We start from the raw sequence: 20,949 nt of genomic DNA on the forward strand, positions 1-20,949 counted from the left end.
ACGTGTTCAAACGGCCTATAAAGGTCGTTTTTTATTTGTAAAAATCTATCTCGCGCTAGATGGAGAACGTGCATATTTGTTTTAAAATGTGATTAACAAGATTGCAGGGAGGAACGAATATGTTGCAGGTTACGAATTTACAAAAGAGCTTCCAAAAGCGAGAAGTTGTTAAGGGTATTTCATTTGCTGTTGAAAAAGGAGAATCATTTGGACTTCTCGGTCCGAATGGAGCAGGTAAGTCAACAACAATCTCTATGATATGTGGATTGTTAAAAATGGATGAGGGCGATGTATTAGTAAATAATGCTTCGGTAAAAAGCGAGTTAAAGAATGTTAAAAAGAAAATTGGAGTAGTGCCACAGGAGATTGCTTTATATCCTACTCTTTCAGCTAAAGACAATTTGTTATTTTGGGGAAAAATGTACGGATTGTCTAGTAAAGCAGCGAAACAAAAAGCGGACGAAATTTTAGAGTTGATTGGGTTGAGTGACCGTGCTAAAGATAAGGTGGAAACTTTTTCAGGTGGTATGAAGCGTCGCGTAAACATTGGCGTGGCTCTTATGCATGAGCCGGAGTTACTCATTATGGATGAACCGACGGTTGGGATTGATCCACAGTCACGAAATCATATTTTAGAGACAGTAAAGACGTTGAATGAAAAAGGAATGACTGTCATTTATACAAGTCATTATATGGAAGAAGTAGAGTACTTATGTAAACGCATTGGGATTATTGATCATGGCGAGTTGATTGCTCTTGGGACAAAGAGTGATTTAATCACGAGACTTAGTGGCGGGAAAATGATTGAAGTGTCAGTTAAGGAGATGAGGGAAGACTTCTTACAATCGCTACAAGAAGTGGAAAGTGTTACGGGTGTAAATGTGATGGAAGATGGTCAAACATTGCAGGTAGTTTCGTATGATAGCGATAAGCTATTACCTAATATCTTAGAACTAGCAAATAGCTATCATATAGCTATCCAAGCGATACAAATTATTGAACCTAATCTAGAAACTGTATTCTTACAATTAACTGGACGTACATTACGTGATTGAGGAGGGAACGATAATGAAAAGTTTTCATATAGCTTGGAAGGATTTTATCATACGTTTTTTAGATCGTAAAAGCTTTTTACTCATGATTGTAATGCCAGTTTTGTTAACTGCTATTTTAGGGTCAGCACTAGCAGGTGTTATGAATGGGAACATTGATTTACCAACAACAAATGTAGGGGTTATATCAGGAGACGATGATATATTGTCCACTAATTTTCAAACTATGCTTAATGATCCGGAGATAACAGAGTTAATTGTTGTAACAAAGGTAAGTGATCCATATGAGCTTACGACTTTATTAGAGTCGGATAAGATAGATGTTGGCATTGAGCTACCACTAAATTGGAGTGAAAAGTTAGCAAGTAGCTATGATGAGAGTCTGGTAAAGCTTTATGTGGACCCGGGTAAAGAGCTACAAGGGGACATCGTTCAATCTATTGTGTCGTCATATACAAAGCAAGTCGCATCAATCTACGCGACAACAAATATTGTAGTAGAAGATTTATTTGCGCAGCAGAAGGTGCAAGCGGACGTAAATGAGGTAGTTGCTGCAGTGGCTAATCCACTTGATGAAAAAGCAAGTAATTACGAAAATATAGTAACAGGTGAGCCGGTAGGAAAAAAAGCCATTTCTGGCATGCAATATTACGCTGCTGGAATGGGGGTAATGTTCTTGCTTTTTAGTGCTATGAACGGGGCTAAATCTATTTTACAAGAACGTCATGAGCAAACGTTAGCGAGGATGATGATAACGCCAACAAGCAGCTTAACTATTTTAGTCGGTAAGTTTTTAGGTACATTATATTACACTGTTATTCAATTTACTATTTTTCTTTTAGCGACAACCTTTATCTTCGGTGTTGATTGGGGCGAAGATGTATTACAGGTTATTGCGGTTAGTAGTGTGTATGCTGTCTCGGTTGCTGGGCTGTCTATATTGTTAGCTGCTGTTGTACGAGATGAAAAAACAGCTGATGGCTTTGGTTCGATAGGTGTGCAGATTTTGGCGTTGCTAGGGGGATCTATGATACCTCTTAATACTTTTCCAAACGCTATCCAAAAAATAGCTGACTTTACACCAAACAAATGGGCACTTGAAGGCTTTTTAAATATTATGGAGGGAACTAGCTGGGATACATTGTTACTGCCAATTGCCATTCTGTTATGTGTTGGACTTTCGGCTGTTGTTGTAGGGACTTGGCGCCTTATCCCACGGTAATAACTTATTGGAATAGGAGGGAAAGAACATGCGAAAAAGTTTTGTACTATGTATGAATGAAGTGAAACGAATGTTTATGAATAAACAAGTGTATATATGGATGTTTGCTATGCCGCTATTATTTACCTTTATGTTTGGCAGTTTATTCAACGGTGATGATGGTGGTGGTAGTGAGGCTATTACAATTGGATTTGTTGACCAAGATGATACGATGCTATCTCAAGCGCTATATGATACTTTACTGAGCGAGTCGATTGTAGTGATAGAGAAGCTGAACTATGATGAGGCAATCGAACAATTGGAAAGTAAACAATTATCTGGTGCATTTTTTGTAGAAAAAGGCTTTGAAGCAGATGTCGTTAATGAAATTCAACCTAGTGTGTCGTTTAAGCATGGACCAGAATTGCTTGATACAGCTCTATATAAACAGCTAATAGAGCAAAATATTTTAGCAATTAGTCTTCAAGTAAAGGGAGCGATAACTTGGGCGTTATATAGTGAAGAACCTTGGAGTAACATGTTTCAAACCATACAACAAAATCAATCTACTAATGCAGGAAGTCTTGAGATAATTGAAACGACACGTGTAGAGGAGCAAACTGGCATGTCGAATCTATCAGGCAGAGCTGCCGGGTTTTCAATCATGTTCGTGATGATCATGATGATGACTTCAACAGGAACTATTCTAGAGGCACGCCAACAAGGTGTATGGCAACGACTTTTGACAACGCCAGTTTCAAGAGCTGAAATATTATTTGGCTACTTGTTATCATTTTTTGTAATTGGTTGGATTCAGTTTGGATTGTTAATGGTGGTAACAAATTTAGTATTTGGTGTGCAATGGGGCAATATCTTAAGTATCGCAGTTCTCGTATCGGCTATATTGTTGAGTTTAATAGGGCTAGGCTTATTTTTAGCGGGATTTGTGAAAACAACAGACCAACAAGCAGCAATTGGTAACATAGTTGTTATGAGTACTTGCATGATTGGCGGCGTATTTTGGCCATTAGAAATTGTACCAGCGTTTATGCGTACTATTGCTGAATTTGTCCCGCCAACGTGGGCAATGAAAGGCTTTACGGAAATTGTTGCGCATGGAGGAAGTATTCTAGATATTTGGCAACCGGTTCTCGTGTTACTTGCATTTGCTGCGGTTTTCTTTACAGTTGGATTATTTAGGGTGAAATATGAATAACAGCATAATATATTCCTCTTTTGGTAAAGCTAACGTGTATGAATGTGGTGTCGTAACGAGCTATTTATAGAGGATTCCAGAGTAAATGCGTGAAATTTTGGGAATTATGCGTGGGTTTTCGAAGATTATGCGTGAAATTTTGGGAATTATGCGTGGGTTTTCGAAGATTATGCGTGGATTTTTGGGAGTTATGCGTGGGTTTTCGAAGATTATGTGTGGAATTTTGGGAATTATGCGTGGGTTTTCGAAGATTATGCGTGAAATTTTTGGGTTTATGCGTCAATTTACGAGATTTATGCGCCATTTCCTATCTATGATGCTTCAGTTTAACTGAGAGAAGATTAAACAAGACCAACAGAAACAGTTGGTCTTGTTTAATTTATGGTTTAGGATTTGCGTAGGTTCCCTAACTCCTCTACAATAGCTTGCATCTCGCTCGGGCTAAATGATGTTTTATTCATAACCAGATTATAAATATCATATAAATCCTCGTACATCTCTTCGTCAAAATGACTTGGTTTTATCGCGCCAATGTTAATAACTTTTAGCTTTTCTTTAATTTGCTCTATCATATATTCAACATTTTCAATTGACTTAACTGATAAATTCAAAGCTTACACCCCTTTAATGTTTTTAATATTGTAACATGTTTTTAAATTTTATTAGAACTTTTTGGTGTAGAATGGAAATATTTATTATAATTAGTATATGAACCCTAGCTTTTCATAAAAGAAAAGGGAGTTGGTAGTATGATCAAGATATTGTTTGTATGTTTAGGGAACATTTGTCGGTCTCCAATGGCAGAAGCAGTTTTTCGGAAGCTAATAGAAGACAATGGACTAAAGGGGGAGTTTCTCATCGATTCAGCAGGGATTGGAGATTGGCACATTGGCAATCCACCCCACGAAGGTACACTGCATATTCTTGACCATAATAACGTAAATTATGATGGGTTACGTGCCAGACAAGTTCAAAATCGTGATTTAGAAGAGTTTGATTATATCATTGCTATGGATGTAGAGAATGTGGGGCAGCTACGTAGTATGGCGGGGTACAAAAAGTCAGCTCGTATAGCACGTCTTCTTGATTATGTACCTGGTTTAGAACTTGATGATGTTCCTGATCCTTATTTTACGGGTAATTTTGAAGAAGTATATGATCTTGTGTTAGCAGGTTGTCAGTACTTGCTAGATGATATTAGAAAAGAGCAGCATATTTAATGAAGTATATAGGACAGAAAAGGTGTGGTTGTAGTTGACACCCATTAGAATGCAAAAGCTGACATTTTGGCAAGAATTATGGCGTAGGTTTAGACAAGATGAAGTGCAAGGAATGGCAGCTGAGCTTTCATATTTTTTCTTGTTATCACTATTTCCCTTTCTACTTTTTATTGTAACGCTAATTGGTTTCTTACCAATTTCAAGTGATGTTGTGTTAGAGTACATTAGTGAATATGCGCCAGGAAATTCTATGGAGATTATAGAAGAAAATTTAACATATATAACGAATCAGCATAATGAGGGGTTACTATCATTAACGATTATAGGTACCCTTGTGGCTGCTTCGAACGGAATCAATGCCATTATTCGTGCTTTTAACCGGGCATATGAAGTGAATGAAAACCGCTCGTTTATAAAAGCAAGGCTTATGTCAATTTTTTTAACAGTTCTTATGGTATTTGTTATTATCATTGCATTGTTACTACCGGTGTTCGGGAAAAATATTGGTGTTTTTATTTTTTCTGTTTTTGGGTTATCTGATGAATTTCTCGTCGTCTGGAATGCCCTTCGCTGGGGGGTAAGCTTCTTAATTTTGTTCATAGTTTTTACTTGTTTATACTTTGTAGCACCTAATAAGCGATTACACATACGAAATGTTACAAAGGGTGCTTTATTTGCCACGATTGGATGGATTCTTGTTTCATCTGCCTTTAGTTTGTATGTCAATTTGTTTGGGAATTTTACCGCAACATATGGAAGCTTAGGTGGAGTCATCGTGTTAATGATTTGGTTTTACCTATCAGGGATGATAATTATCATTGGCGGTGAAATTAATGCAATATTGTATTATCGTAGTTTAGAAAAATGAAGCTGAACCTTTTAGGCCCAATGTTGTTTAATTTACATGTTACAAACCAATGAAGTGTAAAGGTTTCATTCATGCCAAATATTAATATTTGTAAAAGCTAAGATGTTTCCACACAATAAAAGTGCAAGCGAAAGCTTGTGATGTATTTTGGATGGAGGCGATAGCGATGGGAAAAAAAGATGGAGCAGAGACGAAGCAAAAAAAGAAGGGTGCTAAAGGTAATAAAACATCTAGTAGTGCTAACGGAAGCAATAGCTACCACTAGGGAGTACTAGAGCGCTTGCAGTCTTGTTACTATTTGTCGGGGAAAACCTAGATGTAAATTACAATAGCAAAGGCTGGCATAATACAATGCCAGCCTTTTGTATAAGCGGTTTTCCTAGCTTTTTAACAAACGCAATCCATTTAAAATAACAAGTATGGTGCTGCCTTCATGCCCAATGACACCATACGGTAAATCTAAGAACTGTAAGAAGTTTGAACTGATTAGAATCGCGATAACAGCTAATGAAAATACGATGTTTTGTTTAACAATTTTGTTCATCCTTTTGGATAAATCTATCGCTTCAGCAATTCTTGCTAGGTCGTTTTTCATTAAAACAATATCAGCTGTTTCTAAAGCAACATCTGTGCCTTCTCCCATCGCAATACCGACATTAGCTGTTGCCAGGGCAGGTGCATCGTTAATACCATCCCCGACCATAGCTACAGTATCATACTTAGATTTTAATGTTTTAACATACTCAACCTTTTCTTCAGGTAAGCATTCCGCATAAAAGTCATCCACGTTACTTTCCTTCGCTATATATCTAGCTGTTTTTTCACTATCACCTGTTAACATAATCGTTCTAACACCAAGTGCATGTAGCTTTGCAATAGCAGCTTTTGTTTCTTCACGAACAACGTCCTTAAGCGCAATTAATCCCACTACTTGCCCGTCACGTTCAACAAATACCGTTGTCTTTCCTGCTGAAGCAAGCTCCTTAGCTATGCCATTTTCAAATGAATGTGCTTTGTCCTCCCCGACAAATCCTGCTTTTCCTATGCGCCAAGTGTGACCTAGTACTTCGCCAGTCACACCCCACCCAGATACATCTTCGATATGCTCAGGCTGTGGGATTTTTTCATGTTCCACCTTAACATACTTTAGTATAGCTTGTGCGAGAGGGTGCGTTGAATGACTTTCAATCGCAGCTGTTGCACGTAGTAATTCAGTACGGTCAATATGGGTGACAATAACGTCTGTTACCTCTGGCTTTCCTTTTGTTAATGTACCTGTTTTATCAAAGGCGATTGCTTTAATGTGAGCTAATTTTTCTAAATGAATGCCACCTTTAAATAAAATGCCGTGGCGAGCTCCATTAGAAATCGCTGATAGAGTAGCTGGCATAATGGAAGCTACAAGGGCACAAGGTGATGCAACAACAAGTAGAATCATCGCGCGATAGAATGTTTCTGTCCAACTCCAACCTAGTACATAATGAGGAAGAAACATCATCACAAATACAACAGCAAGCACAACCTTAACATACGTGCCTTCAAATTTTTCTATGAATAGCTGTGAAGGAGATTTTTCACTTTGAGCAGACTGCACAAGGTTTATAATTTTTTGAAATAGTGTATCACTTGCTAATTTAGTAACCTCAATGGTTATGGAACCACGCATGTTCACTGTTCCAGCAAACACCTCTGAACCATTTCCTTTTGTAACAGGTATAGATTCACCTGTTATAGCAGCTTCGTCAATAGTCGTAGAACCTTTAGTTATCTGGCCGTCAACAGGCACTCTTTCACCTGGCTTCACTAAAATTAAGTCACCGCGCTGTAGTTCTGAAACATGAACACGCTCTTCAGTACCATCATCAAATCGTGTTGCTTCTTCAGGCTGTAAATCCATTAATGCTGAGATTTCCCGTTGACTTTTGTTATGCGTATAAGTTTCAAGTGCGCCACTTAAAGAGAATATAAATATTAATATAGCTCCTTCTGCCCAATATCCAATAATCGCACTTCCAATCGCAGCAAAAATCATAAGCATTTCAACATTTAGCTGTTTATCTTCAATAGTGGCTTCTATACCTTCCTTAGCTTTTGCATATCCACCAATAATAAATGCAGACACATATAATGCAATTGATAAAGGTGTGTTATCAAGTCGTTCAAACAACCAACCAGATACAATTAATATGCCACTAAAAATCGCAGCAATTAGCTCAATATGTGGAGCAAGCTTTTGCCATAAAGAATCTTTATTAACTGCTGCACTTTCACGTTGTTTGTGTAATACATTCGCTTCCATTCTCAATCATCCCCTTATTTTTCTCATTGATAACAATAATCAACATCAATAGCCGTATAAAAGCAGAAATGCTGCTATCGTTGAGATAGCAGCGTTCCGGCTGTTTTGGCTTGTTTGTTTTTAATTTTATCTAAATAAAAATTATTATAATTAACTATAACATGATTTGTGAAAAAAGAAAAGGGAATACATTAAATAAAGAAAAGATATACATTAATCCATGGTATAACATACATGAGAACTAACTAACGGAGAGGCTCTCTGTAATCACTTGATAAAAAGCGATATAAGTAAGTGAGGTTCTTTCAAATTGAGGTAGAGGACTTGTGTATCTTTAGTCCTTTCGAGTCAAAGAAAAAAACGAAGAGGCTTCCGGTGCCTCTTCGTTTTAAAGAAAGGATAAGTTTTTTTGCCTAGATTAGTGTCTAGTTCCAGCGCCTAGCTCCCCTGAGGTCTTTAGCCGTCGTCCCCCCTCCGGAGGGAAGTACTTTCCTGTGAGGGACGTTTAAGCTAATCGGGGCTGAACAGGGCGCTTCCGCATTTCTTATTCTACTGTTTCTTCATATTCATAATACGTAGTATTGTAAATATGCTCAATTTCTGAATCTGTCATGTACATAAATGCTTCCTGTAGCATACCTTTTCTCATCTGGATAAATTCAATCATGTTTTTTCTTTCTTGTCTGCTCATTAGTAACCCGCTCCTTTTTTGTTAATCTGTTTTAATACAGTTTATTATTGATATTTGTATTATATAACAGTTTTCGAAAAATGTTCAACTTTTTTTTGTAATTTTTCAGAAAATTTATACTGACGTCTCCTTTAACACATATGGGCGGTATAACACAACAGCAGTAAAAATTAAAAAGAGCACGATACAGATAATTAAGAAGAAGCTGTCTCGGTAAAATTGAATGGCAAGTCCGCCGATAAATGGACCTGATATGCTTCCAACGCTAAAAGCAATGCCACAAAGTAAATTCCCTGCGGGGTGTAAGGAGGTAGGAAGTAAGTCGGCCATATAGCTAATTCCCATCGAGAATGTTGAACCTACGAACATACCCGCTACAAAAAAAGAAAGAAGTAGCAAAACAATAGAATCCATTGAGAAAAAAGCGAGTAGAAAAGATAGACTACCTGCAGCAAGGACTAATATAAGAGTATTACGCCTACCTATGCGATCACTAATGATACCTAAAGGAAATTGAAACAGAATACTACCTACTACGAATGAAGGTAATATATATGCTACATGCTCGACTGTTAATCCAATACGCAATGCATAGACTGGAAAGTTCCCATTCAGTGATGCTTCAAGAAAGCCGTATCCAAGCGGAGGCAAAAAGGCGATCCAGCCGAGCTGTAATGCTTTTTTAAATCGCCCCATTGACGAACGGTGAGACACACCTTCTGTTTCAAAGGACGGCATTTCATTTTTTAATAAAAATACAGTTAACCAGCCAGCAAGACTAATAATAGCCGACACGATGAATGGTAACGCAACATTGATTTCGACTAATGGTGTAATCATAGGACCTAGTGCAAAGCCTATACCGAAAGACAAACCATATAGAGAAATGTTACGACCTCTTCTATCGGCTGGAGATGTCGATGTAATCCATGTTTGAGTAGCAAAATGAAGCATGTTATCACCGATGCCAATAACGAGTCGTAATACGTACCAAAACAGAATAGAATGCCATATCGGGAACAGTGCAAGGCTTATGATGACAAGAAGCCCGCCTATAACAATTAAGGGCTTAAATCCAAACTTTTGTAATGGCTTTTCCATAAACGGAGAAGCTAACAACACACCTATGTATAAACCTGTAGCGTGTAGTCCATTTAATGATGAGTTAATACCATCGGTTTCAAAAATTATCGCAATTAAAGGCAATAATAGCCCCTGTGAGAAGCCTGAAATAGCAACGATACTTACTAATATCCAAAATCGTAATTTCATTTTTATCCCTCTCGCTAGTAAGTCTTTAAAAACTAAATTATAATGTAAAAATAGCATGTTTGCTATATGTTTGGTATTTTTAGGAGGTCTATATAATGGAATTTAAAATGAAGGAGAATGGGTTTGTAACAAATGTTGAATACGGAGAACTGCATGTATCAGGTAACGAGGAATTTGGGTTTCGCCCGTATCAATTAATGGTTTCATCAATTGTTGTTTGCAGTGCTGGTGTGCTACGAAAGGTGTTAGAGAAGAAACGCCTACACCTTGAGGATATGACAGTAAAAGCAAACGTGATACGAAACGAATCAGAAGCAAATCGCATAGAGAAAATTGAAATCACATACCTATTAAAAGGTGAATTAGATGAAAAGAAAGTAGAACAGTCGATTGAGCTAGCTAGGAAGAATTGCCCTATGGTTCAATCGGTAGTAAATAGCATTCACATTACAGAAACCTTTGAAATCATATCATAAGGGTACCTTAACGACTAGGAGAACGTACATGTTAAAGCGAAGTTTATTTTATTTAATTGGTTTAACTATTATTTCATTTGGAGTGTCCTTAACGATTAAGGCAGATGTTGGCGTAGGCGCCTGGGACGCCCTGAATGTAGGACTTTCTGAAACTGTGGGTCTCACGGTTGGAAGTTGGGTCTTTATCGTAGGCTGTATTTTAATTGTTATCAATGCTTTACTTATGAAGAAGAAACCTGATTTACCCGCTCTTATTACCATTATAATGCTTGGCAGCTTAATTGATTTTTGGCTTCTAATTGCGTTGAAACCAGTTGTTTTACAAGGATTATTCATTCGTTACGTAATTTTTTTTATAGCGATTGTAGTTATAGCAATGGGAGTAGCCATTTACTTACAAGCGAAGTTTGCTCCGGTTCCAATTGACGACTTGATGATAACGTTACGTCATCGTTTAAATTTAAATATCACCATGGCAAAAACAATGAATGAGCTTTTGGCTTTAGTAGCTGCCTTTCTGCTTAGCGGCCCTATTGGTGTTGGTACACTCATTATAACGTTTTCTATCGGTCCTATTATTCAATTCTTTTTTCCGTTTTTTGAAAAATTATATACTGCTAATGCAGAAGTGGGTAAGTCACATTAAAGGAGTGACTTAAAAATGAATTTAAAGCACCAAAAACTAATTCCTGCTATTCGTAATATGAAGGACTTAGAAGTCATGATAAAAAGTTCGTTTACGTACGGAGTGTTTCTAGACTTACATGTAGCACAAGTAAAAAACGTTGTTTCTTTAGCGAAGTCACATGGGAAAGAAATGTTTTTACATGTAGATATGATACATGGCTTGAAAAGTGATGAGTATGCAACTGAATTCATTATACAGGAAATTAAGCCTGCTGGAATTATCTCAACTAGAGGGAATGTCATTATGAAGGCAAAGCAAAAAGGGATTATTTCTATACAACGTTTATTTTTAATCGATCAAACTGCTTTAGAAAAAAGCTACCAAGTTATTGAAAAAACGCAGCCTGATTATATTGAATTATTGCCTGGAGTGTTGCCAAATTTCATTCAAGAAGTTAGAGAAAAAACAGGGAGAAATATATTAGCAGGTGGATTAATTCGTACAGTTGAAGATATTGAAACAGCCATTGAAGCAGGCGCTGAAGCTGTGACAACTTCAAACAAAGACCTGTGGAAATATTTTAAGTAAAATACAGTTTTAGAAGTTTTCTAATAAACTATTCTTTAATTATGGTTTTTCTTTTTTAAAATGTTATAATAGTGATAAGTTAATAAACGGTTAGAGAATCGAGAGACCACAAACCACGGTAGAACCTATCGTGTGCTTTGTGGTCTCTTTTTGTATTTTATTAAGGCATGGGTGAAAAATAAATATATTAGGGGGATTCAGTGTGGGAAACTTTTCAGCTCAAGAACGTAAAAATGAACTGACGAAAATGGCAGGACAAAATTATGACTTGCTCGTTGTTGGTGGGGGTATAACGGGCGCTGGTATAGCGTTTGATGCGGCTTCTCGAGGTATGAAGGTCGCTTTAGTGGAGATGCAGGATTTTGCTGCTGGTACGTCAAGTCGCTCAACTAAGCTTGTTCATGGTGGACTACGTTATTTAAAACAATTTGAAGTGAAAATGGTAGCAGAAGTAGGGAAAGAACGGGCGATTGTATATGAAAATGGCCCACACGTAACAACTCCTGAGTGGATGCTACTTCCGATTCATAAAGGTGGGACGTTTGGGAAATTCAGTACGTCGATTGGATTACTTGTGTACGATTACTTAGCTGGTGTGAAACGTTCGGAACGCCGCAGTATGCTCAATGAAAATGAAACGTTAGCTAAAGAACCTCTATTAAAAAAACAAGGGTTAAAAGGTGGGGGCTATTACGTTGAGTATCGAACCGACGACGCACGGTTAACAATTGAGGTTATGAAAGAAGCGGTAAAGCATGGTGCAGAAGCAATCAACTATGCTAAGGTTGAAGAGTTTATATACGAAGGAAAAAAGGTAACAGGGGCAAAAGTTGTTGATCAAATTAGTGGGGATGAGTATACAATCCGTGCGAACAAAATAGTAAATGCAACAGGTCCTTGGGTCGATTCATTGCGTGAAAAAGATAACTCAAAAAAGGGTAAATCGTTGCAGCTAACAAAAGGAATCCACTTAGTGATTGATCAAAGTCGTTTTCCTTTAAAGCAGGCTGTATATTTTGATACGGAAGACGGCCGCATGATTTTTGCTATTCCTCGAGATGGGAAGGCATATGTAGGGACGACAGATACAGTGTATAAGGAGGATATTGCTCATCCACGGATAACAAAGGATGATCGTCAATATGTACTTGATGCGATTCATTACATGTTTCCTGAGCTAAATTTAACTGTAGATGATGTAGAATCCAGCTGGACTGGTTTAAGACCATTAATTCATGAAGATGGTAAAAGTCCTTCAGAGATTTCCCGAAAGGATGAGATTTGGCAATCAGAGTCTGGATTGCTGACGATTGCTGGAGGTAAGTTGACAGGGTACCGTAAAATGGGTGAAACTATTGTAGACCTTGTCGTAAACCTGTTAAAGCAGGAGGGAAAAGGAAACTTTGGAGGGTGTCGTACAAAGAATATGCCAATATCAGGTGGCCATGTTGGCGGCTCAAATAACTTTCCTGCGTTTGTACGTGATAAAGTTCAACGTGGCATGGAATTAGGGTTATCAGAAGAAAAAGCAAACGAGTTAACAAGAATGTATGGCTCGAATATTGATGCTGTTTATAACATTATCGAACAAGGTACGAATGAGACATACGGATTGCCTTTAGAGATTTACGCGCAACTTAAATATAGTGTTGAGCATGAAATGACCGTTACACCAAATGACTTTTTTATTCGTCGTACAGGAGCGTTATTTTTTAATATTGCTTCGGTACAGCAACGGAAGGCTGGGATTATTGCGTGTATGGCTGACATGTTGAGTTGGAGTGAGGAACAACAAGAAACCTATACATCTGAGCTTGAAAAACACTTACATGATGCTGTTGTGCCAGTAAATGAAAAATAAAAAATTAGAGACTGCTCTTGGATAGAAGAGCGGTCTCTTGTGTTATTGTGTGAGTGTTTCTAAGTTTTTCGTTAAATTATGTAGCTCTTGAATACTAGCAATAATATCTTCCACACGTTGTTGTTGGTTTTCAGCGCTGGCTAATACTTCTTGTACCGCAGCAGCTGACTCCTCAGTGATCGACGACACGGATGTTATTTCTTCCATGACGTTTTCAGACGAACTCTTTAGGCTTTCATTCATAGAACGTAAATATTCTGCTTGTTCTAGGACGTTTGAAGAGTTTTGATTAATTTTTTCAAACAAGCTGTTCACATTGTTTGTTGAATGTTTACCTTCGCTTACAACCTCTAATCCTTCTTTTACCATTGATGTAGCATCACTGATTTTTATTTGAATGGTACCTAAAATGCTCGATATTTGAGACGATGCATCATGTGCTTGTCTGGCAAGCTTTTGTACTTCATCAGCTACCACAGCAAATCCTTTGCCGTGCTCTCCAGCTCGAGCAGCTTCGATGGCCGCGTTTAACGATAATAAATTAGTTTGCGCAGCAATATCCGCAATTAAGGCAACAATGTTCCCTACTTTTTGATTTTCTTCATTTACATCAGTCATGACAGTAGCAGTTTGCTTTACCATATCATCGATGTTGTTCATTTTTTTATGTAAATCGTTCATTGTTTTTTTACCTTGCTGTGTGATATCAACGGTATCACGTGATGCATTCGCCATTGTAGCTGATGCCTCGTTTGTTTGCACAATGCTATTGTTAACATCATAAATAGCTGAGCTTATGTCTGCAAGGCTAGAAGCTTGAGATTCAATACCTGTTGCAAGCTCCTGGAACGAAGAAACAACCTCTTGTGTTATCGTACCTGTATACGTGGCGTTATCACGTAAAGATCTACTTGAGTTGTTTAACACGTCTGTAGTATTTGACACTTCTTTCAGAATGTTTTCATTAGCCACTCTGGCTTTTTCAGATTCAATATTACTTTCTTCAACCTTTTTCAACATGTTAGATCCAATGCGACTTTGAACAACTAAAGCGATGACAACAAGTGCTACGAAAGCATTCATACCTACTAAATCTACCTCAGCATAAGAGGGCTTAGTGAATAAAAAGTAATTTAAGATTAAGATTGAGATAAACCCACTTAATAAAAGAGGTCTGAAGTTGTGATAAAGTGAGATGATGGCAATACATAGAAAAATAATTAGAGCATTTGTAACTTCGGATGTTTCACTAATGAAAAAGAATGTGATAATGTTCAATCCGATTGCTATGATGTACATGATGTAGGGTATTACAAGTTTTCTCCAAATAAGAATAGAACACAATATGGCAACAGGAAAGCCTGCCATAGCAATAGTAATGACTGTGTTTAACGTGTCAATCGCTGCCCCCATGCCAAGAAAAATACTTCCCCATAATAAGGCTACCATTAATTTATTCCGTTTATGTAAATCATTCAGTTTGTCTGTCATAATTCGACACCTCCTATATAAAAATTATATCACCTGTGGTACAAAATACCTATTTTTATACACTCAATTTTGTCATTTTTTATAAAAAAATGGATAGAACATTACTCCTAAGAAAAAACTATACAAAAGCATTATGTTGGAAGGAGTTTTGTGAATATGATGTCCAGAAAAAAAGTTATGACAATCATTTGTCTTGTAGTTATGATATTTGCTACAAACGTCTATGCGGCTCAAGATGCTCAAGATACAAAACCAACCGAAGAGCCAAAGAAAGAGGTAGCCTTTAAAGTTCCCGATTCAGTATTAGATATTTCGAAAGACAATACGTACCCAAATCCGACGCAAGATTTGCCGTATTTACAACCAAGTGATATGGCGCAAGAGTTAATTGAAACAGCAGAGGTGGCTATTGAAAACCCTGACTTAATTCGAATTCTCAATGAAAGTAATATATCTGCACCACCAACTGCCATCGGTTATCGTGCCACTATATATTTAGGGCAATGGCCGCTAAATTATGAGTCTACAGAAACAAGTGCGAACTGGGAGTTTCAATTAGTAAATACGAATATGTACGACAATCGTGGTGGCAAAAAAAATCAACAAATGAGCTATAAGCAAGATGCTCAAAAGCATGTGCGTGGAGGCTTAACAGCGAAAGTTCCAAATGCAGAAGAGGTTAAAAAGATGATGATGCTAAAAGCAGCGGAAAAAACCGGCCTGCCTTTATCGTTTGAAACATATATTGGTCTCGGTACCAAAAAAGCACAGGTGTATAATGTACCAACTAAAAAACTTGGCTACTTATATGCACATGCCCCAGCTATTAATGAAAAAGGAAAAGTAACATATGGTGAAGTGTATTTAGTTCTGAAGGGTAGTAAAAAAATGCTCGTAATTAAAAATATAACGCGTCAAGGAATTGGCGCATGGATTCCTGTTCAAGACCACTTAACGTTTGGTTTTGTAACAAGTGAAACACCACGATAGAAGTGAACAAACAGCGTCCATTATGAGAATGAACGCTGTTTGTTTTCGTCGGGCTGTTGAATGCGAATGTGTTCCTCAGCCATTATAATCTGTTGGTCGTACATAGCTTGAGCTAGAGCACGTCTTGTTTCTTTCGCTGCTGTCCAGTAAACAGCGTCATCAACAAGACCTACAACAGTATATTCATACCCACGGTACCCAGCATTTAGAGATGTCATGCCGTACACTTGATAAGGTTCTATTGGTGAGCCTGCATGATCTTTTTTTAAGAAATGAGTGTAGGTGTTATTTAGATGGTCACAAACAGATTGTAGTAGTTCCATTACATGTTCTGGATTTTCGCGATAGCTTACTACAACTTTTTCGATAACACGCATCCGTTCGATGTTGTAATTTTGAATTTGCTTTACCTCACCGTTACTTATAGTTAATAGCTTTCCGCTCCACTCGCGTACTTTTAAAAAGCGCAATCCAATGTCTTCAACAGTTCCGTTAAACGTGTTGTTTACAGATACAAAATCACCTTTATGAAGTTGCTTTTCATATATTAAAAATAAACCACTTAAAATATCTTTAATTAAGCTTTGTGCACCAAACCCGACAATGATACCAACAATACCAGCGCCGGCTAATACACGTTCAAAGTTATCGATATAAAGTGATAATACAAAAAAAATAAAGCCAATTGTTGCGACATACTTCGTTATAGAACGAATCATGCTTTCAAGTGTTTCTTCTTTGCGTGTTTCAATAAAACTAGTGCGAGCAAAGAACTTATGTACACTTTTATTAATGAGCATAACAGCTAGCCAAACGATTGCGCCAACAATCACAATTTCAATTTCACGGTTCGTTTTAAGTGTGTTCCAAATCTCTAACATTTGCAAACCTCCTCTTCTATATTTTACCCTAAACAGACTTCTAGCACAGACAGTTTTTAGACATACTAGTAAATAGTTGTAATCAATCGTTAAATTAGGTACCATAAAGCGAGCAAGATGAAAGGAGATTGTCACCATGGGAAATGCTATTGATGATAAAGGGCAACAAGTGGAATATTTGAAACAGCGCCTTAATATGTTCCTAAATGTTCTAGACTCGTTAGAGCCTGAAAATACGGAACTTGAAGATATTGACCGTTTAATTAACCTAATGGAAGACCTTGAAGTGAAAATAAACCAATACAAAAAATAACGCGTGAATTCATGCGTTATTTTTTGTTTGAATTTAATCAAGCAGGGTAATAGAGGTACAAGAGGTAGTCAGGATTGATATGTACTGAAACACCTGTGAATTGTGTTACTGGGCATGAATATAATCTATTTTCGACAAGAATCCATATTTCCTCGGAAATTAAAACGAAAAAAGATATGATATTGGTATTCTCGACATGAATCCATGTGTTTTTCACCAAATGTTATCTATTAAAATACACGAGGTTTGCATTCTAGGCAAAATTCTACATAATATTTTATTGTTAAGCAGACATAAATAAGCTTGAACGTAAGCTAACGCTGAAAACGATGTGACTGTCTGAAGCTCAACTGATAATTAATTCAGTGAAGTGCATATTTTCAAAAAATTCCTTTACGTAATCGCTTTCGCAACTAAGAGGGTAGGAGTATAATATAATGTGGGGAACTAAGTATGTTCGAGACATTTCGGGCATACACATATTTAGTGGCAAAGGGAGTGTGATTGTATGGAGAAATTTCAAGAGAGTATGTACAAGCTTATTGTAGAAACATCTACGAAACTACCAAAAGATGTACGTCGTGCCATATTACAAGCAAAGCTCAATGAAAGTGCGGGTACACGTGCAGCTATGAGTTTAGCAACGATCACCGATAATATTATTATGGCTGACACGAACGTATCACCAATATGTCAAGACACAGGATTGCCGACATTTGTTATTAAAGTTCCAGTTGGTGCAAATCAAATCAACATGAAAAAAGCAATCAAGGCTGCTATTGTGGAAGCAACAAAGGATGGCAAGCTGCGACCGAACTCTGTGGACTCGCTGACTGGGGAAAACAGCGGGGACAACTTAGGTGAGGGCACACCGGTCTTTAAGTTTGAACAATGGGAGAAAGATTATATAGATGTCCGCCTTATTTTAAAAGGAGGCGGCTGTGAAAATAAAAATATTCAATACAGCTTGCCATGTGAGTTAGAAGGATTAGGCCGTGCAGGGCGTGACCTTGATGGTATTCGCAAGTGCGTCATGCATTCTGTGTATCAAGCACAAGGGCAAGGCTGTAGCGCAGGTGTCATAGGAGTAGGTATTGGTGGAGATCGCACAAGTGGCTACGAGCTTGCAAAAATGCAGTTGTTCCGTAGCCTCGATGATGAGAATCCAAATGAAGAGCTTCGTCAATTAGAAGAATATGTGATGGAAAATGCGAACAAGCTAGGCATTGGAACAATGGGTTTTGGTGGCGAAACGACATTACTAGGCTGTAAGGTTGGGGTAGCAAACAGAATTCCTGCGAGCTTCTTTGTGTCAGTTGCATATAACTGTTGGGCATACCGCCGTCTTGGTGTAAAAGTAAATCCTGAATCTGGTGCTATTCATGAATGGCTGTACCAAGAAGGAGACGACATTGATTTTAGCCAATTAGATGAAACAGCGGCGACGAGCGAAGTATCAAAAACACGCGAAGTTGTGCTAGAAGCCCCTATTACGGAAGAAAAAATCCGCGAGCTACGAGTGGGTGATGTTGTCCACATTAACGGCATTATGTACACAGGACGTGACGCGATTCATAAATATTTATCTACAAATGATGCCCCAGTCGATTTAAATGGGCAAATTATTTACCATTGTGGTCCGGTTATGTTAAAAGATGAAGACGGCAACTGGGAAGTGAAAGCAGCGGGCCCAACAACAAGTATTCGTGAGGAGCCTTACCAAGGCGATATTATGAAAAAGTTTGGTATCCGTGCGGTAATTGGAAAAGGTGGTATGGGTGCGAAAACGTTAGCCGCTCTTAAAGAGCACGGTGGTGTATACTTAAATGCCATCGGAGGTGCCGCGCAATACTATGCCGACTGTATTAAAGGTGTTGAAGGTGTTGATCTGATGCAATTCGGTATACCGGAAGCTATGTGGCATTTACGAGTAGAAGGCTTTACAGCTGTAGTGACGATGGATGCACACGGCAACAGCTTACATGAAGATGTTGAAAAATCATCTCTCGAAAAGCTTGCCCAATTTAAAGATCCGGTGTTTAAATAATTTTTAAGAAAGTAAAGGCGTTCTCTTTTAAGAGAACGCCTTTAATGTGTCACCTGAAACAGCTATCTTTTTAGAAGTGCTTGTTCTTCTTGGTTGCTTAATATGTACTGATCATGTGTGGTTCTATTTACTGTGAAATAGGCTTGCACACCCGGTACTAAAGTGAAAATCTGAATGAGTAGGCCCCATCCAATATAAACAATATGGATGACATGAACGTCCTGAATCATGTAGATCTGTGTTGTAATCCATATGATTGTTGCAAAACCTATATATAGTGAGTGATTCCAAGCCCAATGTTTATCCTTAAATAGGGCTAGTTTTTTCATAAAGTTGAATTCCCATTTAGTGATAAGAGCCACAGTGATGATAAGTGGATATACACCTAAAGAAAGAAGTAGGATCATGCCCGGAATAAAAAATGAATTAAATGGAGATGTTTCTAACATTTCAATTGGCATTTTAAGCATTTCACCACTAGGATCTAATATAAGAAACACTCCACCAAACACAGCACCGACACCTAATAAAAACTGAAGAATTATAAGTACATAAAAAGAATATGGTTTGGTATGTTGCATCATCATCGTCTCCCATAATTTAAGATATACACCTATGATTATATGGTAAATAAAACCAATCAGCGCGTGTATTAATGGATATTGTGTGAATCTTAAAGTGGAATAGTCATAAAATCTCATTATTTTGAAGAGATTACATGGAAATGAAGGGCTTTTTGAAAAGGTACTTGCACTGGATTCCTGCTGTTATCATTATTGTTTTTCTAGTGCGAAGAGGCATGAACTCTGAAAACAACACGCCATAATAACCATATTAATTGGGGTCATTGGTTTATCAACAGCTAAGCTGAGCTGCAAAAAAGACAACAAAAGAATAGGGGCAAGTAGCAAAAAAGGCGTTTATAGTATGTACCAAATACTTCCTCTCATGATACTAACTATTCAATATAAACTAAGATTGGATAATTATAGGGTGCTTGACCCTGGAAATGCACCTAATTAAAGGAGGAAGTCACTTGCGCATTGTCAATATAACAATGATGCTACTACTATTATTTTGTTCCACAGCCTTTGCAGAAACGTATTCAAATGAACCGCTTAATTGGGGATTTAAGAAAAGCCGAAATCATCAACCACCAGACCCAGGAGCAATCTACAAAAACGTTCTAAATGATTATGGCTCCTTTTATATTGGCGATACACGTGAAAAAATCGTGTATATCACCTTTGATAATGGATATGAATATGGATTTACCGACGAAATTTTAGATGTGTTAAAACAAAAAAAGGTACCAGCGACATTCTTTGTTACAGGTCCTTATCTTGAAAAAGAAGAGGATTTAATACAACGAATGGTTGATGAGGGGCATATAATCGGTAATCACTCGTGGAGCCATCCTGATTTTACAAAGGTAACAGATGAAAAGCTGAAAAAAGAGCTTGATTCAGTTAAACAGAAAAAAGAAGAGCTAACAGGCCAACCAGGTATGATGTATTTACGACCACCACGAGGAGTATTTAGTGAACGAACACTCGCGGTGTCACAACAGTTAGGGTATGTAAATGTATTTTGGTCTTTAGCGTATGTCGATTGGGAAACTGGTAAACAAAAAGGTTGGGAATATGCGTACGATAAGATTATGGGGCAAATTCATCCAGGAGCGGTTATTTTATTACATGCTGTATCAGAAGATAATGCTAAAGCCTTACCTAAGATAATCGACGATTTAAGAAAAGAAGGCTACGAATTCAAAAGCTTAGATTACGCGTTAGCTAAGCAATTAATCCCAGAACCATTTATTTTTACATTAGATTAGTGTAAAGTATAGCTAACA

General features: G+C 37.6%; 21 protein-coding genes. 14 read left to right on the forward strand and 7 right to left on the reverse strand.

The window, feature by feature from the left end; translation table 11 throughout:
• Positions 1-119: 119 nt before the first annotated feature.
• From EJF36_RS03750 to EJF36_RS03765, 4 genes are all read left to right on the forward strand, one after another.
• Positions 120-1,055: an ABC transporter ATP-binding protein gene (locus EJF36_RS03750; protein ID WP_125905060.1), complete on the forward strand. Its 936-nt coding sequence runs from the start codon at positions 120-122 to the stop codon at positions 1,053-1,055.
• Positions 1,056-1,068: 13 nt separating this feature from the next.
• Positions 1,069-2,274, forward strand: coding sequence for an ABC transporter permease (locus EJF36_RS03755; RefSeq protein ID WP_125905061.1), 1,206 nt, complete (start codon positions 1,069-1,071; stop codon positions 2,272-2,274).
• A gap of 28 nt (positions 2,275-2,302) precedes the next feature.
• Positions 2,303-3,469: an ABC transporter permease gene (locus EJF36_RS03760; protein WP_125905062.1), complete on the forward strand. Its 1,167-nt coding sequence runs from the start codon at positions 2,303-2,305 to the stop codon at positions 3,467-3,469.
• 85 nt (positions 3,470-3,554) lie between these two features.
• A complete protein-coding gene (locus EJF36_RS03765; protein ID WP_125905063.1) occupies positions 3,555-3,803 on the forward strand; it encodes a hypothetical protein in 249 nt (82 codons plus the stop codon).
• 52 nt (positions 3,804-3,855) lie between these two features.
• Here EJF36_RS03765 and EJF36_RS03770 read toward each other — a convergent pair whose 3' ends face one another.
• Complete coding sequence (locus tag EJF36_RS03770; RefSeq protein WP_125905064.1) at positions 3,856-4,080, reverse strand: DUF1128 domain-containing protein; 225 nt, start codon at positions 4,078-4,080, stop codon at positions 3,856-3,858.
• Between the two features lie 138 nt (positions 4,081-4,218).
• Between EJF36_RS03770 and EJF36_RS03775 the strand changes: the two genes are divergently transcribed.
• Together EJF36_RS03775 and EJF36_RS03780 are read left to right on the forward strand one after the other, a co-directional pair.
• Complete coding sequence (locus EJF36_RS03775; RefSeq protein WP_125905065.1) at positions 4,219-4,689, forward strand: low molecular weight protein-tyrosine-phosphatase; 471 nt, start codon at positions 4,219-4,221, stop codon at positions 4,687-4,689.
• A gap of 49 nt (positions 4,690-4,738) precedes the next feature.
• Positions 4,739-5,557: a YihY/virulence factor BrkB family protein gene (locus EJF36_RS03780; RefSeq protein WP_125908251.1), complete on the forward strand. Its 819-nt coding sequence runs from the start codon at positions 4,739-4,741 to the stop codon at positions 5,555-5,557.
• Between the two features lie 379 nt (positions 5,558-5,936).
• Here the strand turns inward: EJF36_RS03780 and EJF36_RS03785 are convergent, their stop codons facing one another.
• The 3 genes from EJF36_RS03785 to EJF36_RS03795 form a co-directional block, all read right to left on the reverse strand.
• A complete protein-coding gene (locus tag EJF36_RS03785; protein ID WP_395940549.1) occupies positions 5,937-7,862 on the reverse strand; it encodes a heavy metal translocating P-type ATPase in 1,926 nt (641 codons plus the stop codon).
• A gap of 538 nt (positions 7,863-8,400) precedes the next feature.
• On the reverse strand, positions 8,401-8,547 hold the full coding sequence (locus tag EJF36_RS03790) for a BH0509 family protein (RefSeq protein WP_125905067.1): 147 nt from the start codon (positions 8,545-8,547) through the stop codon (positions 8,401-8,403).
• Positions 8,548-8,661: 114 nt separating this feature from the next.
• Positions 8,662-9,819, reverse strand: a complete 1,158-nt coding sequence (locus tag EJF36_RS03795; protein WP_125905068.1) for an MFS transporter — start codon at positions 9,817-9,819, stop codon at positions 8,662-8,664.
• A 95-nt stretch (positions 9,820-9,914) separates the two neighbouring features.
• Between EJF36_RS03795 and EJF36_RS03800 the strand changes: the two genes are divergently transcribed.
• The 4 genes from EJF36_RS03800 (at position 9,915) to EJF36_RS03815 (ending at position 13,372) form a co-directional block, all read left to right on the forward strand.
• Complete coding sequence (locus EJF36_RS03800) at positions 9,915-10,295, forward strand: OsmC family protein (protein ID WP_125905069.1); 381 nt, start codon at positions 9,915-9,917, stop codon at positions 10,293-10,295.
• 28 nt (positions 10,296-10,323) lie between these two features.
• Complete coding sequence (locus tag EJF36_RS03805; RefSeq protein WP_125905070.1) at positions 10,324-10,941, forward strand: YczE/YyaS/YitT family protein; 618 nt, start codon at positions 10,324-10,326, stop codon at positions 10,939-10,941.
• Positions 10,942-10,956: 15 nt separating this feature from the next.
• Positions 10,957-11,511, forward strand: coding sequence for a glycerol-3-phosphate responsive antiterminator (locus EJF36_RS03810; RefSeq protein WP_125905071.1), 555 nt, complete (start codon positions 10,957-10,959; stop codon positions 11,509-11,511).
• Between the two features lie 247 nt (positions 11,512-11,758).
• The gene (locus EJF36_RS03815) at positions 11,759-13,372 is read left to right on the forward strand and encodes a glycerol-3-phosphate dehydrogenase/oxidase (protein ID WP_125908252.1); all 1,614 of its coding nucleotides are present in this window, start codon (positions 11,759-11,761) and stop codon (positions 13,370-13,372) included.
• Between the two features lie 42 nt (positions 13,373-13,414).
• On the opposite strand, the gene EJF36_RS03820 is transcribed toward EJF36_RS03815, so the two are convergent.
• The gene (locus tag EJF36_RS03820) at positions 13,415-14,863 is read right to left on the reverse strand and encodes a methyl-accepting chemotaxis protein (protein ID WP_125905072.1); all 1,449 of its coding nucleotides are present in this window, start codon (positions 14,861-14,863) and stop codon (positions 13,415-13,417) included.
• Between the two features lie 156 nt (positions 14,864-15,019).
• Here EJF36_RS03820 and EJF36_RS03825 point away from each other — a divergent pair, with 156 nt between their 5' ends.
• Positions 15,020-15,853: a YfkD famly protein gene (locus EJF36_RS03825; protein WP_260471821.1), complete on the forward strand. Its 834-nt coding sequence runs from the start codon at positions 15,020-15,022 to the stop codon at positions 15,851-15,853.
• Positions 15,854-15,873: 20 nt separating this feature from the next.
• On the opposite strand, the gene EJF36_RS03830 is transcribed toward EJF36_RS03825, so the two are convergent.
• Positions 15,874-16,734 (reverse strand): mechanosensitive ion channel family protein, encoded by an 861-nt coding sequence (locus EJF36_RS03830; protein ID WP_125905073.1) that lies wholly within the window; start codon positions 16,732-16,734, stop codon positions 15,874-15,876.
• A 136-nt stretch (positions 16,735-16,870) separates the two neighbouring features.
• On the opposite strand from EJF36_RS03830, the gene EJF36_RS21405 reads away from it, so the two are divergent.
• The gene (locus EJF36_RS21405) at positions 16,871-17,047 is read left to right on the forward strand and encodes an SE1561 family protein (protein WP_185806803.1); all 177 of its coding nucleotides are present in this window, start codon (positions 16,871-16,873) and stop codon (positions 17,045-17,047) included.
• Between the two features lie 508 nt (positions 17,048-17,555).
• The gene (locus EJF36_RS03835; RefSeq protein WP_125905074.1) at positions 17,556-19,094 is read left to right on the forward strand and encodes a fumarate hydratase; all 1,539 of its coding nucleotides are present in this window, start codon (positions 17,556-17,558) and stop codon (positions 19,092-19,094) included.
• Between the two features lie 62 nt (positions 19,095-19,156).
• Here the strand turns inward: EJF36_RS03835 and EJF36_RS03840 are convergent, their stop codons facing one another.
• A complete protein-coding gene (locus tag EJF36_RS03840) occupies positions 19,157-19,675 on the reverse strand; it encodes a hypothetical protein (protein ID WP_185806804.1) in 519 nt (172 codons plus the stop codon).
• Positions 19,676-20,151: 476 nt separating this feature from the next.
• Here EJF36_RS03840 and pdaA point away from each other — a divergent pair, with 476 nt between their 5' ends.
• Positions 20,152-20,931: a delta-lactam-biosynthetic de-N-acetylase gene (gene pdaA / locus EJF36_RS03845; protein ID WP_125908254.1), complete on the forward strand. Its 780-nt coding sequence runs from the start codon at positions 20,152-20,154 to the stop codon at positions 20,929-20,931.
• Positions 20,932-20,949: the final 18 nt, after the last annotated feature.

This window comes from Bacillus sp. HMF5848 (assembly GCF_003944835.1).
GTDB lineage: Bacteria > Bacillota > Bacilli > Bacillales > HMF5848 > HMF5848.

Coding starts and splice junctions, on each gene's coding strand:
- EJF36_RS03750 (WP_125905060.1), top strand. CDS start 120: ATGTTGCAGGTTACGAATTTACAAAAGAGCTTCCAAAAGCGAGAAGTT.
- EJF36_RS03800 (WP_125905069.1), top strand. CDS start 9,915: ATGGAATTTAAAATGAAGGAGAATGGGTTTGTAACAAATGTTGAATAC.
- EJF36_RS21405 (WP_185806803.1), top strand. CDS start 16,871: ATGGGAAATGCTATTGATGATAAAGGGCAACAAGTGGAATATTTGAAA.
- EJF36_RS03815 (WP_125908252.1), top strand. CDS start 11,759: ATGGCAGGACAAAATTATGACTTGCTCGTTGTTGGTGGGGGTATAACG.
- EJF36_RS03765 (WP_125905063.1), top strand. CDS start 3,555: ATGCGTGAAATTTTGGGAATTATGCGTGGGTTTTCGAAGATTATGCGT.
- EJF36_RS03755 (WP_125905061.1), top strand. CDS start 1,069: ATGAAAAGTTTTCATATAGCTTGGAAGGATTTTATCATACGTTTTTTA.
- EJF36_RS03830 (WP_125905073.1), bottom strand. CDS start 16,734: ATGTTAGAGATTTGGAACACACTTAAAACGAACCGTGAAATTGAAATT.
- EJF36_RS03840 (WP_185806804.1), bottom strand. CDS start 19,675: ATGCAACATACCAAACCATATTCTTTTTATGTACTTATAATTCTTCAG.
- EJF36_RS03775 (WP_125905065.1), top strand. CDS start 4,219: ATGATCAAGATATTGTTTGTATGTTTAGGGAACATTTGTCGGTCTCCA.
- EJF36_RS03835 (WP_125905074.1), top strand. CDS start 17,556: ATGGAGAAATTTCAAGAGAGTATGTACAAGCTTATTGTAGAAACATCT.
- EJF36_RS03780 (WP_125908251.1), top strand. CDS start 4,739: ATGCAAAAGCTGACATTTTGGCAAGAATTATGGCGTAGGTTTAGACAA.
- EJF36_RS03810 (WP_125905071.1), top strand. CDS start 10,957: ATGAATTTAAAGCACCAAAAACTAATTCCTGCTATTCGTAATATGAAG.
- pdaA (WP_125908254.1), top strand. CDS start 20,152: ATGATGCTACTACTATTATTTTGTTCCACAGCCTTTGCAGAAACGTAT.
- EJF36_RS03820 (WP_125905072.1), bottom strand. CDS start 14,863: ATGACAGACAAACTGAATGATTTACATAAACGGAATAAATTAATGGTA.
- EJF36_RS03825 (WP_260471821.1), top strand. CDS start 15,020: ATGATGTCCAGAAAAAAAGTTATGACAATCATTTGTCTTGTAGTTATG.
- EJF36_RS03805 (WP_125905070.1), top strand. CDS start 10,324: ATGTTAAAGCGAAGTTTATTTTATTTAATTGGTTTAACTATTATTTCA.
- EJF36_RS03790 (WP_125905067.1), bottom strand. CDS start 8,547: ATGAGCAGACAAGAAAGAAAAAACATGATTGAATTTATCCAGATGAGA.
- EJF36_RS03795 (WP_125905068.1), bottom strand. CDS start 9,819: ATGAAATTACGATTTTGGATATTAGTAAGTATCGTTGCTATTTCAGGC.
- EJF36_RS03760 (WP_125905062.1), top strand. CDS start 2,303: ATGCGAAAAAGTTTTGTACTATGTATGAATGAAGTGAAACGAATGTTT.